This is a genomic window from Bradyrhizobium sp. SZCCHNR1015, from assembly GCF_032489875.1.
Lineage (GTDB): Bacteria > Pseudomonadota > Alphaproteobacteria > Rhizobiales > Xanthobacteraceae > Bradyrhizobium.
In genome coordinates, this window is record NZ_JAUEYW010000007.1 from 1 (window position 1) to 15150 (window position 15150).

11 protein-coding genes are annotated in these 15150 nt (G+C 66.0%); 2 read left to right on the top strand and 9 right to left on the bottom strand.

What is annotated here, in order from left to right; genetic code table 11:
- Positions 1 to 185: 185 nt before the first annotated feature.
- The 8 genes from QX128_RS13345 to QX128_RS13380 form a co-directional block, all read right to left on the bottom strand.
- On the bottom strand, positions 186 to 1076 hold the full coding sequence (locus tag QX128_RS13345) for a crotonase/enoyl-CoA hydratase family protein (protein WP_316237662.1): 891 nt from the start codon (positions 1074 to 1076) through the stop codon (positions 186 to 188).
- Positions 1077 to 1513: 437 nt separating this feature from the next.
- Positions 1514 to 2950: an amidase gene (locus QX128_RS13350; protein ID WP_316237663.1), complete on the bottom strand. Its 1437-nt coding sequence runs from the start codon at positions 2948 to 2950 to the stop codon at positions 1514 to 1516.
- 65 nt (positions 2951 to 3015) lie between these two features.
- A complete protein-coding gene (locus tag QX128_RS13355; RefSeq protein WP_316237664.1) occupies positions 3016 to 4179 on the bottom strand; it encodes a M20 aminoacylase family protein in 1164 nt (387 codons plus the stop codon).
- A 22-nt stretch (positions 4180 to 4201) separates the two neighbouring features.
- Positions 4202 to 5701, bottom strand: coding sequence for a M81 family metallopeptidase (locus QX128_RS13360; protein ID WP_316237665.1), 1500 nt, complete (start codon positions 5699 to 5701; stop codon positions 4202 to 4204).
- Between the two features lie 248 nt (positions 5702 to 5949).
- Positions 5950 to 7596 (bottom strand): ABC transporter ATP-binding protein, encoded by a 1647-nt coding sequence (locus QX128_RS13365; RefSeq protein ID WP_315801089.1) that lies wholly within the window; start codon positions 7594 to 7596, stop codon positions 5950 to 5952.
- A 133-nt stretch (positions 7597 to 7729) separates the two neighbouring features.
- Positions 7730 to 8620, bottom strand: coding sequence for an ABC transporter permease (locus tag QX128_RS13370; RefSeq protein ID WP_315801088.1), 891 nt, complete (start codon positions 8618 to 8620; stop codon positions 7730 to 7732).
- 12 nt (positions 8621 to 8632) lie between these two features.
- Positions 8633 to 9574 (bottom strand): ABC transporter permease, encoded by a 942-nt coding sequence (locus QX128_RS13375; RefSeq protein ID WP_315801087.1) that lies wholly within the window; start codon positions 9572 to 9574, stop codon positions 8633 to 8635.
- Between the two features lie 391 nt (positions 9575 to 9965).
- On the bottom strand, positions 9966 to 11096 hold the full coding sequence (locus tag QX128_RS13380; protein WP_316215986.1) for a M20/M25/M40 family metallo-hydrolase: 1131 nt from the start codon (positions 11094 to 11096) through the stop codon (positions 9966 to 9968).
- 269 nt (positions 11097 to 11365) lie between these two features.
- Here QX128_RS13380 and QX128_RS13385 point away from each other — a divergent pair, with 269 nt between their 5' ends.
- The gene (locus QX128_RS13385; RefSeq protein WP_315801085.1) at positions 11366 to 12979 is read left to right on the top strand and encodes an ABC transporter substrate-binding protein; all 1614 of its coding nucleotides are present in this window, start codon (positions 11366 to 11368) and stop codon (positions 12977 to 12979) included.
- A gap of 98 nt (positions 12980 to 13077) precedes the next feature.
- On the opposite strand, the gene QX128_RS13390 is transcribed toward QX128_RS13385, so the two are convergent.
- Positions 13078 to 13218 carry a hypothetical protein gene (locus tag QX128_RS13390; protein ID WP_315801084.1) on the bottom strand — a complete coding sequence of 47 codons (141 nt, stop codon included), beginning with the start codon at positions 13216 to 13218 and terminating at the stop codon, positions 13078 to 13080.
- A 263-nt stretch (positions 13219 to 13481) separates the two neighbouring features.
- Between QX128_RS13390 and QX128_RS13395 the strand changes: the two genes are divergently transcribed.
- The gene (locus QX128_RS13395) at positions 13482 to 15092 is read left to right on the top strand and encodes an ABC transporter substrate-binding protein (protein ID WP_316176968.1); all 1611 of its coding nucleotides are present in this window, start codon (positions 13482 to 13484) and stop codon (positions 15090 to 15092) included.
- Positions 15093 to 15150: the final 58 nt, after the last annotated feature.

Here is a 15150-nt window from a genome sequence, read left to right on the forward strand (position 1 = left end):
GCTTGACGAATCGAGCCAATTTTGAGGTGTCAACCATGTCTCCGAACACCTGTCAGCCATGTCCCCGGGCTGAACAGAAGCGAAGCAATCCAGGGCTAAGACGGGACTCTGGATTGTTTCGTCGTGGAGCCTGTCATCGGGCCGCGCTTTGCGCGGACCCGTTTGCTCCTCGCAATGACGGACGACTACTTGTACTCCCGCTCGTCCCACCACGGAAAATAGTTCGGCATATCGGCCGTCACCGTGTTCTTGAACTGCGCCGGGCGCTTCTCCAGGAACGACACCACGCCTTCCTTGACGTCGTCGGAGCGGCCGCGCGCGTAGATGCCGCGGCTGTCGACCTTGTGCGCCTCCATCGGATCGTCGGCGCCCATCATGCGCCACATCATCTGGCGGATCAGCGCGATCGACACCGGCGCGGTCTTCTCCGCGATCTCGCGCGCAAGCGCTCGGGCGGTCGGCAGCAGATCATCCGGCGGCACGACCTTGCTGACGAGGCGGCCGGCGAGCGCCTCCTGCGCCGGAAACACGCGGCCGGTGTAGCACCATTCCAGCGCCTGCGAGATGCCGACGATGCGTGGCAGGAACCAGCTCGACGCCGCCTCTGGCACGATGCCGCGCTGGGAGAACACGAAGCCGAACCGTGCAGCGTCCGAGGCAATGCGGATGTCCATCGCAAGCTGCATGGTGACGCCGATGCCGACGGCGGGACCGTTCACTGCGGCAATCACCGGCTTCAGCGACTTGAAGATCCGCAACGTCACCTGGCCGCCGCCGTCGCGCACCTGCGGATCGGAATAGTCGACGCGACCGTCGGCATGGCGCTTCACCGGACCGCGCTTGGCATCGCGGTCGAAGGTGTCGGCACCAGACGAAAGGTCTGCACCGGCGCAGAACGCGCGGCCCGACCCGGTGACGATGATCGCCCGGACGCCGTCGTCCTTGTCGGCGCGATCGAAGGCGTCGATCAGCTCCTCCATCATGGTGCCGGTGAAGGCGTTGAGCTTCTCCGGCCGGTTGAGCGTGATGGTGAGGATCTTGTCGACGACGTCATAGAGAATGGTCTGGTAGGCCATGGGGTTTCCTGGTCCGCTGTTGTTATTAGTTAGGCGAGCCAAAAATCCCGCCGTCATTCCGGGGCACGCCCGAAGGGCGTGAGCCCGGAATCCATAACCACGATCGTGAGTATGGATTCCGAGTGCGTGCTTCGCACGCCCCGGAATGACGACACAAACTATGACCCGCGACGTGACCACAATAGTTCAGCGTTGCGCGGCGGCAAAGACCCGATAAATCATTCCGCAGCATGGAAAGGCGTAAGGCAACTTGCCCATCCCTGCACCCAAGACTCGCTGATAACGCAGCGTCATCTTGTTTCAATGGGCGACGTCGCAGTGATAATCCGCTCCCTCCCCGTCATTGCGAGCGCAGCGAAGCAATCCAGAGTCCCGCTGCGGAAAGTTCCTGGATTGCTTCGCTGCGCTCGCAATGACGCGTGGGGATACCTCGTCGTCTAATGGGCGGATGGTTGTGAAGCCGGAGCCTTCGGCCATGGCCGCTGCTCGCCGCGTAATCCCTCGAACGTCTTGGCCATCCCGAGCACGCCGACATCGTCGAAGCGGCGGCCGACGATCTGCAGGCCGATCGGGAAGCCGTCGGAGTCGTAGCCGGCATTGACGGAGATCGCCGGGTTCTCCGACATGTTCCACGGTACGGTGTAGGTGATGTGCTCGAACGGTGCCTGCGGATCGTTGACCGGCGAGGCGAACTCGGCGGGGAATTTCACGCCGGGCGAGACCGGCGAGATGATGTAGTCGTAGTCGCAGAACAGTCTTGCTGCGGCGGCGCGTAGCGCCATCGTGACGTTGAAGCCTCTGACGACTTCGACGCCGGAGAGCGCGGCGCCGCGCTCGGCCCATTGCAGGATGTAGGGCAGGGTCTTGGCGCGCACCTCGGGCGCCAGCCGCGCCAGATCGTCCCACAGCCGCGCACGCCAGAAATTGTCGAGACCGTCGAGCATCTCGCGCGTCAGGAAGCCCTTGACCTCGCTGATTACGGCGCCGGCGTCCTCGAACGCTCTGGCGGCCGCCAGCGTCGTCGCGCGCACCGGCTCCTCGAGCGGCTGGCCGACGCCGCCGAGATCGAGCATCAGGCCGATGCGCAGCTTGCGTACCGGCTTCTCCGCGACCTTCCAGTGCAGGTCCGATGGCGGCAGGCTGGTGCCGTCGCGGCGATCGGGCTTGGACAGCACGCTCATCATCAGCGCGGCATCGTCGACGATCCGCGTCATCGGGCCGGCGACGCGGCCGACATAGGGCGGATCGATCGGCACGCGGCCGAAGCTCGGCTTGAGGCCGACAAGGCCGCACCACGACGCCGGCAGCCGGATCGAGCCGCCGATGTCGGTGCCGACATGCAGCGGACCGTAGCCCGCCGCAGCGGCAGCACCCGCACCGGCGCTGGACCCGCCGGGATTCATGCGGAGGTCCCACGGATTACGCGTCAGCGGATGGAAGCTCGACAGCCCCGACGACAGCATGCCGTAGTCGGGCATCGTCGTCTTGGCGAAGATGATCGCGCCGGCCTCGCGCATCCGGGCCACCGGCGGCGCATCGGCGGCGAGCGGCGTGCGCGTGACGCTGGCGGCGCCGAGCGGCATCGGCTGGCCCTTGGTCGCGAGATTGTCCTTCACCGTCGCCGGCACGCCGTCGAGGGAGCCTGCCGGCTCGTCCTTGGCCCAGCGCTCGGTCGATGCCTTGGCCGCGGCTCGCGCGGCGTCGGCGTCGAGCAGATAGAGCGCCTTGATGTGCGGCTCCCACGCCGCGACCTGCGCCAGGACCTCATCCATCACCTCGGACGGCGAGAACTGGCGCGCGCGATAGCCGGCGATCAGGTCGACGGCGGAGAGGTCGTGAAGCGAGGTGATGTCATCGGAGACGGGCTTGTGCATGCTGGTACCTCCACGCCGAAGTTCATCTCGATCTCACGCCCGCTCATTGACGTATGTCAGGCGCGCTAGGCTGCCTTGAGGCGCGTTTCGATGATGCGCGCGAACATGCTGGCGCCGATCGGCAGGATCTTGTCGTCGAGCACGTAGCCGGGATTGTGCACCGGCACCGAGCCGTCATGGCCGACCCAGAAATAGGCGCCCGGGATGGTCTGCAGCATGTCGGCGAAATCCTCGCTGCCCATCTTCGGCGTCGAGCGGGTCAGCACCTTGGACGGCTCGACCACCGTGCGCGCGACCTCCTCGACGATCTTGGACTGCTCCTCCTGGTTCACAAGGACGCTGAACGTGTCACGGATGTCGACATCGATCTCGCAATTGAACGCCGCCGCCATGCCGGCGCAGATCGCGCGCATGCGCTCGCGCACCAGCGCGCGCACGGGGTCGGAGAACGCACGCACGGTGCCGCACAGCCAGGCATCGCCGGGAATGACGTTGTAGGCCGAGCCGGCATGGATCTGGGTGATCGAGACCACGGCGGCCTGCAGCGGCTCGACGTTGCGGCTGACGATGGTCTGGATCGCCTGGGCCACGCTGGTGGCAATCACCACCGCGTCCTTGGAGCGCTCGGGCATCGCGCCGTGGGCGCCGTAGCCGGAGATCCGGATGTCGAAGAAGTCGGCGCCGGCCATGGCAGGGCCGGGCAGGATCGCGATCTCGCCGTGCTCCAGGTCCGGCGCATTGTGCAGGCCGTAGAGTTCGTCGCAGGGAAACTTCTGGAACAGGCCGTCCTTGATCATCGCGCGTGCGCCGCCGAGTCCTTCCTCCGCCGGCTGGAAGATGAAGTGCACGGTGCCGTCGAAGTTGCGGGTCTCGGCGAGATAGCGCGCCGTGCCGAGCAGCATCGTGGTGTGGCCGTCATGGCCGCAGCCGTGGAAGCGGCCGGGGATGGTCGAGCGCCACGGCAGGTTGGTGTTCTCCTCCATCGGCAGCGCATCCATGTCGGCGCGCAGGCCGATCTTCCTGCCGCTGTCGTTCTTGCCCTTGAGGACGCCGATCACCCCGGTGCCGCCGAGGCCGCGATGCACCTCGATGCCCCATTGCGCGAGCTTCTCGGCGACGATGCCGGAGGTGCGCGTCTCCTCGAAGCCGATCTCGGGATGCGCGTGCAGGTCGCGGCGGATGGCGGTGAGCTCGTCGGCGTAACCTTGGATGCGATCGATGGTCGGCATGGGTGCGTTTCCGTTGAGAGGTTTATGCTTTGAACGCCGGGCCGTTCGGCTTGAGGCGGATGCCCGGACGCAAGCTGGTCCAGGGCAGGGTGGAGGGATCGGCGGGCATCGCGCCGGGCGCGGCGCAGATCAGGAGATGTTCGGCGATCGGTTCGAAATCGGCGCGGAAATGCACCGAGCTCTTGTTGACGAGAATGGCCTGTTCGGTCGGCTCGATGCCGACGAAGCGATACATTTCCTGGTCGGCGAGCTGGGACTTGTGCGAGGCCACCACGACCCTGACGTCGCCGATGCGCAGTGCCGCGGACGGTCCCATCTCCATCTTGCGGCCGCCATAGAACGGGCCGGGCGCGACGAAGCGGCCGTCGGAGATCTTCTCGACGATGAAGCTCTCCTCGAACGGCGCATCGCCGGGAATGCCGCTCTTGCCGCCGAGCGACAGCGTCACGGTGGCGCCCTCGCCGGCGGCATGGGCGGCCAGCGCCGCCTGCGGATCGTAGATCATGCCGATCGCGGCACGGCTGGCGCGGTTGCGCACCAGCGCGCGCAGCATGCCGGTGGTGTCGGAGTCGCCGCCGGCGCCGGGATTGTCCTGGGTGTCGGCGATCACGATCGGGCGTGTCGCCGTCTTCGCCAGCGTCATGGCATGGCGCACGCCGTCGTCGGGCGCATAGATGCGGCCGTCGAAATCATTCTCGTGGCCCGCGACGATCGCCGCGATCGCATCCGCCGCGGCATCCGCGTCGGCCTGCGTACGGCCGTAGGCGAACACGCTCGGGCCGCAATGGGCGAAATCGGCGGCGGGAAAGCCGGGCGCGAACGACAGCGTCGGCACCGCCTCGCTCTGCAGCGCCGCGAGCTTCTCGTAGATGCCCTTGGTCGGCTGGTCGTTGGTGCACTGCCAGCTGATCGGGATCAGGAACGGCAACTGCCGGAATGCCTTGGCAAGCGGCTCTTTCGACCGCAGCAGCAGCGCGAGATGCTCCGCCGACGCGCGTCCGGTGTCGGCCATGTCGGTGTGTGGATATTTGCGATAGGCGATCAGCGCATCCGCATGCGCCATCATCTCGGGCGTGACGTTGGCGTGCAGGTCGAGGCTCGCGACCAGCGGCACGTGCGGGCCGATCACCTTGCGGATACGGGCGAGGATCTCGCCTTCGCCGTCGTCGAGATGCTCGGTCACCATCGCGCCGTGCAGATCGAGATAGACGCCGTCGAGCGGCCCGGCAGCCCTGATGCGATCGACCATCGTGGTCGTGATGCGCTCGAACGCATCCCGGGTGACATGTGCGGAGGGGCTCGCCGCACAGGCGATGGTGGGAACGATCTCCCAGCCGTTCGCTTCCGCGACCGCGATGAAGCCGGCCTGGCCGGCATTGATGCCGCGCATCGTCGTGAGCACGGAGGTCGCATCAACGATCGAGCCGCGGCCGCCGCCATGCATGAACGCGTCGTAGTCCGCTTTCGTCGGAGCGAATGTATTGGTCTCGTGCAGGAAGCCGCCGATCGCGACGCGCGTCATTACTTCGCCTCAGGCCGTTGAACGTATGATGACGTTAGACCCGGGTTCGCGGCCCACGCAAGCGATGGAGCGATGCCGTTTTGCATGCCGCTAACGCGTAGCCCGGATGAGCGGACGCCTGCGCCCGAAGGGCGAAGGCGGGAGCGACATCCGGGTTCATCGCCGCAGTTCGTGAGATCCCGCATGTCGCTGGCACCGCCGCGCGTTCCGCGCGCCGGCTTTCGCTCATGCGGGCTACGGCAGCGCTGCTACGCCACCGCTTCCGCCACCGGCCGGAAGTTGGCAAAGTCCCAGTTCCGTCCGGGGGCCGCTTCGAGCAGGGACCTGGTATAGGCCTCCTTCGGATGCGTCAGGATCTCGCCGGCCGGGCCCTGTTCGACGATGCGGCCCTTCTGCATCACGACGACGTCGTCGCAGATCTGCGCGGCAACGCGCAGATCATGCGTGATGAACAGGATCGCGATCCCGAGCCGGCGCTGGATCTCGTCGAGCAGCTCCAGCACCTGCGCCTGCACCGACACGTCCAGTGCAGAGACGGCTTCGTCCGCCACCAGCACGTCCGGATCGAGCGCGAGTGCGCGGGCGATCGCGATGCGCTGGCGCTGGCCGCCGGAGAACTGGTGCGGATAGCGCGAAATCGCGTCCGCGGGCAGCCCGACCAGCTCGAGAAGCTCGCGCGCCCGCGCCATCGCCTTGTCGTGCGACGTGCCGTAGTTGACGGGCCCCTCGGCGATGCTCTCGCCGACGGTGAGGCGCGGGTTGAGTGAGCGGTAGGGATCCTGGAACACGATCTGGATGCGCTTGCGGTGCGGCTGCAGCAGCCGCCGGGTCAGGATCGAGATCTCGTGGCCGGCAAGGCGGACGCCGCCGGAGGTCGGATCGATCAGCCGGACGATGCAGCGGGCCACCGTCGACTTGCCGGAGCCGCTTTCGCCGACGATGCCGAGCGTGCGGCCCTTGCGCAGGGTGAGCGTGACGTTCTGCGCAGCGACGACCTCGCGCGCTTTGCCGAGGAACGAGCGCTCGCGATAGACCTTGCCGAGCTCGTTGGTCTCCAGCACCACCGGCTCGGTGCTCTCAGGGCGGGGCGGGCGCGGGATCAGGCTGGGCACGGAGGCCAGCAGGTTGCGCGTGTAGTCCATCTCGGGCGCGCGCAGGATCTTGTCGAGCGCGCCGGTCTCGACCAGGCGCCCCTGGCGCATCACCGCGACGCGGTCGGCGATCTCGGCGACCACGCCCATGTCGTGGGTGATGAACAGCACCGCCGTGCCGTGATCGCGCTGCAGCTCGCGGATCAGCGACAGGATCTGCTTCTGCGTGGTGACGTCGAGCGCGGTGGTCGGCTCGTCGGCGATCAGCAGCTTCGGCTCGAGCACCAGCGCCATCGCGATCATGATGCGCTGGCGCTGGCCGCCGGACAGGCGATGGGGATAGGAGCCGAAGATTCGCTCGACGTCGGGCAGGTGGACCTGCTCCATCATGTCGAGGATGCGCTTGCGCCGCGCCCGTGCATCGAGCGACGTATGTGCGCGCAGCACCTCGTCGATCTGGCGGCCGACCGGCACGACCGGATTGAGCGCGGTCATCGGCTCCTGAAAGATCATCGCCATCCGGGTGGCACGCAGCTCACGCAGCCGGCGATCGGTCGCGGTGAGCAGCTCTTCGCCGACCAGCTTGACGCTGCCGCCGACGGCATGCAGCGCGTTCTTCGGCAGAAGGCCCATCGTGGTCAGCGAGGTCACGGACTTGCCCGAGCCGCTCTCGCCGACGACGCAGAGCGTCTCGCCTTTCTCGACCTTGATCGAGACGCCGTCGATGATGCGCGGGCCGTTCGGGTTCTTCGTCTTGCCGACGGTGACGACGAGATTGTCGATGTCGAGGATGGTGTCGGTCATTAGGTCAGGTCTCCGCCGTCATTGCGAGGAGCGAAGCGACGAAGCAATCCAGAGTCGCGGGCGTGGCCCTGGATTGCTTCGCTTCGCTCGCAATGACGAAAAGTGAGATGATCATCTGGGCTAAGCGGTGCCGTCACTTGCCGGCCTCGCGCTGCTTCATGCGCGGGTCGAGCGCGTCGCGGGCGGCGTCGCCGATCAGGTTGATCGACAGGATGGCGATCGACAGCAGCAGGCCGGGCCAGAAGATCAGCGACGGCTTGATCTGGAAGTAGGAGCGGCCCTCGGCCATGATGTTGCCCCAGGTCGGCGTCTCCGGGCTGATGCCGGCGCCGAGGAACGACAGGATCGCCTCGGTGAGAATCGCGGCGGCGCAGATGTAGGTGCCCTGGACGATCAGCGGCGCGATCGTGTTCGGCATCAGGTGCCGCCACATGATCTTGGGCATCGACGTGCCCAATGAAATCGCGGCCTCGACATAGGGCTCCTCGCGCGCGGTCAGCACGACGGAGCGGACGAGGCGAGCGACGCGCGGGATCTCGACGATGGTGATCGCGATCATCACGGTGCCGACGCTGGCGCCGGACAGCGACACCACGGCGATGGCGAGCAGGATGCTTGGGATCGCCATCAGGCCGTCCATCACCCGCATCATGATGGCGTCGACCCAGCGGAAGAAGCCGGAGACGAGGCCGATCACCAGGCCGATCGCGATCGAGATGATCGCCGCGCCGACGCCGACCAGAAGCGAGATGCGGCCGCCATAGATCGTGCGCGACAACAGGTCGCGGCCGTAGGCGTCGGTGCCGAGCAGATATTGCGCGCTCGACGGCTTGAGCCGCTGCGCCGGCGCGAGCAGCACCGGGTCGTGCGGCGCCAGCAGCGGCGCCAGGATCGAGATGATCACGATCAGCGACAGGCACACCGTGGCCACGGCGATGATCGGGGTCGAGGTCAGAAAGCCGAACCGGGGCCCGAGTCGCGTGGTGACCGGGATCGACGGCTCAGGAGTGGTGACGATTGCCATCGGAACAGGGCCTCAGTAGCGGATGCGGGGATCGAGCAGGGTGTAGGCGAGGTCGATCAGCAGATTGACCGCGAGATAGATGAAGGAGGTCAGAAGGATCATGCCCTGGATGACCGGATAGTCGCGCGCCAGCACGGCGTCGACGGTGAGGCGGCCGATGCCCGGCAGGTTGAACACGCTCTCGGTGACCACGACGCCGGAGATCAGCAGCGCGAAGCCGGAGCCGATCACGGTGATGACGGGCACCGCCGCATTGCGTAGCGCGTGCCGCAGCAGCACCGCGATCTCGCTGACGCCCTTGGCGCGGGCGGTGCGCACGAAGTCCTCGCCGAGCACATCGAGCATCGCGGCGCGCGTCATGCGCGCGATCAGTGCGACATAGATGAAGGACAAGGCGCAGGTCGGCAGGATGATGCGCTCGAAGAACGGGCCGAAGCCAGCGCTGAGACTCTTGAAGCCCTGAACGGGGACCCAGCGCAGGTTGATCGCGAACACCTGGATCAGGATGTAGCCGATGACGAACACCGGCACCGAGAAGCCGATCACCGAGAGCGCCATCACGAAACGATCGATCCAGGTGCCGTGCTTCCAGGCCGCGATGACGCCGAGCGGGACGGCGACGAGGATCGACAGGATGATGGTCGAGATCGCGACCGAGATCGACGGCTCGATGCGCTGGCCGATCATCTGCAGCACCGGCACCTTCGAGATCAGCGAGACGCCGAGATCGCCATGCAGCAGCTGATTGATCCAGGTGAAGAACTGGATGTAGAGCGGCTCGTGCAAGCCGAGCGTGATGCGGATGCGCTCGAGCTGCTCCGGAGTCGCGTTGTCGCCGGCGAGAATCGCGGCGGGATCGCCCGGCGTCAGCCGCAGCAGGAGAAAGACGAACAGCGCCACCACGCCCATCACGGGGATGGACGCGAGGATGCGGCGAAGCAGATAACCGATCATCTTGAGAGAACCGCCTTCATGGTGCTGGGGCGACGCGCGCAACGTCGTGAGAGAGTGTGCATGTCACCGATGTCCATCGCTTTCAAGGTCTCCGATGTGCGCTCGCCCGCTCCTGCGCGCAGGATGACACGGTGTTCGTGATCCGCGCGAACCATCGCATTTGCGAACAATGTCGCAGCACTTTTGCGGCGAACCTTCTCGGAAACTTTGCAAGCCGCATGCCATCATGCGCGCGCTGCGGAGTGATTGTCCACTCGCCCCGTGCAGGTCCCGGAAAATGAAACCGTGCTGCTGCGCAGCGTAGCCCGGGCGAGCGCAGCGACCGCGCCGACGAGCGGGACCCGCATGTCGCTGACGCTCATGCGGGCTGCGCGCCGTCGCGTGCCGCGATCTAGTCGAGCGTCGCGAGCAGTCCCGCCATCAGGCGGCCGCGCTCGGCGAGGCTGTCGATCTCGATGTGCTCGTTCAGAGTGTGCATGTCGGTGCCGCGCACCCCTAGGCCGTCGAGGGTTGGAATGCCGAGCGCGCCGGTGAAATTGCCATCCGAGCCGCCGCCTGCCGAGCCGTGCGGCAGCGACAGGCCGAGCTGCTCGGCGATTCCGCGCGCCTTGTCGTACAGCGCCATGGTTCCGGAATCCGGCTCCCACACCGGCCGCGTCACGCCGCGCGTCACCTTGAAGGTCACGTCGTCGGTGGTGCCGGACAGGGCGAGCATGCGCTCCACGCCGCGATCGAGATCGGCCTGCCGTTTCGCCATGCTGAGCGCTTCGCCGGTGGCGGTGGTGGCGACGCAATTGACCCACTGGCCGCCATGCACGATGCCCACCGAGAAGGTGCAGTCCTCGGTCGTCATGCCGTCGATGGCGAGGATCTGTCGCGCCATTTCCCGGATCGCGGAACGGCCCGCGCCGAGCCGTGCGCCGGCATGGCTCGGACGTCCGATCGCCTCGAGATTGAAGCGGGCGATGGCATAGCGGCCGGTCACCACGCCATTGTCCTGACGGCCCGGCTCGGGCACCAGCACGTATTTGTTGCGCTGCGCCTCGGCTTCGATGATGTCGCGGGTCGAGGGCGTGCCGACCTCCTCGTCAGGCGTGAACAGGACGGTGATCGGCAGCGGCGTCGCGATGGACGCCTTGCTCAACTGGCGGATCGCTTCCAGCGAGAGATAGTTGCCGCCTTTCATGTCGCAGATGCCGGGCCCGTAGCATCTGTTGCCCTCGCGGCGCCACGGCAGCTTGGCCAGCGTGCCGACGGGGTGAACGGTATCCATGTGGCCGGCGATCAGGATGCCCGGCTCACCCTGCCGCGGGTGCGGGAAGCGGGCGCGCACGCAGCCGGCGAAGCCCTGGCGTCCGGCGATGCGCTCGATCGTCGCACCCATGATCGCCATGTCGCGCGCGGCAAGATCCAGCATGCGCTCCACCGCGGCGGCGTCCCAGGTCGGACTTTCGCATTCGACCCAGCCGCGCAAGCCCTGCAGCATGATGTCGGTATCGAAGGGAAGATGGGCTGGATTCATTTGTGCTCTCTCAAGGCTTTGTCGCGATCTCATGACACGAGACGGAGTTGCGCACGCCTTGTAAAGCGAAAGCTATGCGGACGTTAACGGCATTCTCAGCCCAGGGCCGCATGCGCTGAATGCGGATTGACGCGAAAGGCGACCTCTGCAACTGTCGAAAGCTCGCGACTTACAGCATGTTAGTTCGCACAAGGATTGATCTGCACGCACAACGAATGGTCTGGATCTGATCAGTTTCAGGTCAAACCATCCACTCAGGAGACCTCGTAATGTTCCACAGCCCGCGCTGGAAACGTCTGACGCTCGCGACGAGCCTCGCCGTTTCCATGCTTTCGCTCTCGACGGCGCTGAGCACCCAGGCCATCGCAGCCGGCAAGAAGACGATCACGGCGGTGATGCATTCGGATCTGCGCGTCATCGATCCCGGATTCACGACGGCCTACATCACCCGTGACCATGGCTACATGGTCTACGACACGCTGCTGGCGACCGATTCGAATTTCAAGGTCCAGCCGCAGATGGCGGATTGGAAGATCTCCGACGACAAGCTGACCTACACCTTCACCCTGCGCGACGGCCTGAAATGGCATGACGGCACGCCGGTGACCGCCGAGGACTGCGTCGCCTCGCTGAAGCGCTGGGGCCGCAACGACGGCATGGGCCAGAAGCTGATGGACTTCACGGCGAGCCTCGAGGCTGCGGATGCCAAGACCATCGTGCTCAAGTTGAAGGAGCCCTATGGACTCGTCCTGGAGTCGATCGCCAAGCCGTCCTCGCTGGTGCCGTTCATGATGCCGAAGCGTCTCGCCGAGACGCCGGCGGGCCAGCAGATTCCCGAGCAGATCGGCTCGGGCCCGTTCAAATTCGTCAAGGCGGAATTCCAGCCGGGCGTGAAGGCGGTGTACGAGAAGAACACCGACTACGTGCCGCGCAAGGAGCCGGCGAGCTGGACGTCCGGCGGCAAGGTGGTGAAGGTCGACCGCGTCGAGTGGATCACGATGCCGGATGCGCAGACCGCGGTGAACGCGCTGCAGTCAGGCGACATCGACTTCATGGAGAACCTTCCCTACGACATGCTGCCGGTGCTGGAGGCGAACTCCGAGCTCAAGATCGACGTGCTGAACAAGTTCGGCTTCCAGACGCTCGGCCGCATGAACTTCCTCAACCCGCCGTTCGACAACGTGAAGGTGCGCCGCGCGGCCTTCCTCGCGCTGAACCAGAAGGACGTGCTCGACGCGCTGGTCGGCAATGAGAAGTATCAGAAGATCTGCGGCGCCGTGTTCGTGTGCGGCACGCCGCTCGAGACCGACGTCGGCGCCGAGACGCTGATCAAGGGCAACGGCATGGCGGAAGCCAAGAAGGCGCTTGCCGAGTCCGGCTATGACGGCACGCCGATCGCGATCATGGCGCCGGGCGACGTCACCACCCTGAAGGCGCAGCCCGTGGTGGCGGCGCAACTGTTGCGCGAGGCCGGTTTCAAGGTCGACCTGCAGGCCACCGACTGGCAGACCGTGGTGACGCGGCGCGCCAGCCAGAAACCTGTGAAGGAGGGCGGCTGGAACATGTTCTTCACCAACTGGGTCGGCGCCGACGTCGCCAATCCCGTGGTGAACGTCTCGGTCGGCGGCCGTGGCACAAAGGGCGGCTGGTTCGGCTGGGCCGAGGATGCCGAGATCGAGAAGCTGCGCGACGCCTATGCGCGATCGTCCTCGCTCGACGAGCAGAAGAAGATCGCCACCGAGATCCAGAAGCTGAACTACGAGAAGGTGATCTACATCCCGCTCGGCCAGTATCTGGTACCGAGCGGCTGGCGCAAGTCGCTGAGCGGCGTGCTCGACGGCCCGGCGACGCCGCTGTTCTGGAACGTCGACAAGAGCGAGTAGGCGGCGAACGCACTCGTGATGCAAACAAAGACGCGGCGAAGTGGAAACTTCGCCGCGTCTCTTTTTTGTTCCCGCATTCGCCCGTGCGTGAGCGCCCTTCAGCAGTGCGGATCGCGCACCGCTTCGAGACCCTCGACCATCAAGGGCGGGCTGATCTGATCCTGGGACGGGTTCTTCTCGGTGCGGATCGGCATGGCCGGACGTCGGCTGTCCCGCGGTTTGGTGACTTCATTCGGCATCATCAGGCTCCTTGCTGCTGCGCATAACAGACCGGGAGCCGCCGAGTTCCAGATGGCGGGACGTGATCGACGCAATTGCGATATGTGCATCCGCGTGATGCGGCGACCCATGCGCCCATGGCGATTGACCTGCGAGGGAACTGCTGCAAGTCTCCTCGCCGAGACTGTTTGCTGAAGCGTTTGCAGACGCGACGCAGGACGCCTCGTCAGGCCTTGATCGGTGTCAGGGCCCCCGGATGGAAGCTCACGCCAAGAGAGATCGCATGTCACATACTCCGCGCCGGACCGCATCCGCGCTCGTTTCATGGTTCGTCGCTTCGGTCATGGCCGTGTCGATGGCGGGCGTCACGACCGAGGCCTTCGCCGGCAAGAAGACGATCACGGCGGTGATGCATTCGGACCTGCGCGTGATCGATCCCGTGTTCACGCCGGCCTACATCACACGCGACCACGGCTACATGGTGTACGACACCCTGCTCGGGACGGACGCCAAGTTTCAGGTCCAGCCGCAGATGGCGGACTGGAAGGTCTCCGACGACAAGCTGACCTACACCTTCACCCTGCGCGACGGCCTGAAGTGGCACGACGGCACTGATGTCACCGCCGAGGACTGCGTCGCCTCGCTGAGGCGCTGGAGCCGCAACGACAGCATGGGCCAGAAGCTGATGGAGGCGACCGCCTCGCTCGAGGCCACCGACGCCAAGACCATCACCTTGAAGCTGAAGCAGCCGTACGGCCTGGTGCTGGAGTCGATCGGCAAGCCGTCGTCCTACGTACCGTTCATGATGCCGAAGCGTCTCGCCGAGACGCCCGCGAACCAGCAGATCTCGGAGCAGATCGGCTCCGGACCGTTCAAGTTCGTCAAGGCGGAATTCCAGCCGGGCGTGAAGGCGGTCTATGAGAAGAACACCGACTACGTGCCGCGCAAGGAGCCGCCGAGCTGGACGGCCGGCGGCAAGGTGGTGAAGGTCGATCGCGTCGAGTGGGTCTCGATGCCCGATGCGCAGACGGCCGTCAACGCGCTGCAGGCCGGTGACATCGACTTCATGGAATTCCCGCCGCTCGACCTCGAGCCGGTGCTCGCCGGCAATCCCGATCTGTCGATGAACGTGCTGAACAAGTTCGGCTACCAGACCCTGGGACGCATGAACTTCCTGTTTCCGCCGTTCGACAACGTGAAGATCCGCCGTGCGGCCTTCCTGGCGCTGAACCAGAAGGACGTGCTCGACGCGCTGGTCGGCAACGCCAAGTACTACACGATCTGCGGCGCCGTGTTCGGCTGCGGCACGCCGCTCGAATCCGACGTCGGCTCGGAGACGCTGGTGAAGGGCAACGGCATGGAGCAGGCCAAGAAGCTGCTGGCCGAGGCCGGCTATGACGGCACGCCCGTCGTGATCCTCGCGCCGGGCGATGCGATCACCCTGAAGGCGCAGCCGGTGGTCGCTGCGCAGCTGCTGCGCGCCGCCGGGTTCAAGGTCGATCTGCAGACGACGGACTGGCAGACCGTGGTGACGCGGCGTGCCAGCCAGAAGTCGCCGAAGGAGGGCGGCTGGAACATGTTCTTCACCAACTCGGTGATCGCCGACTCCGGCAATCCGATCGGCAGCACCTTCGTCGGCGCGCGCGGCCAGAAGAGCCCGTTCGGCTGGCCCGACGATCCCAAGATGGAGGAGCTGCGCGACGCCTTCGCCAAGGCCACCAAGCCGGAGGACCAGAAGCGGATCGCCGCCCAGATTCAGCAGGAGGTCTACGATCAGGTGATCTACGTGCCGCTCGGCCAATGGTTCATGCCGAGCGCCTGGCGCAAGTCGATCACCGGCGTGCTGGAAGGGCAGGCCGTGCCGGTGTTCTGGAACGTCGAGAAGAGCGAGTAGCGGAGGTCGTGTAGCCCGCATGAGCGCAGCGACATGCGGGTTCGCCACCGCCGTGCGT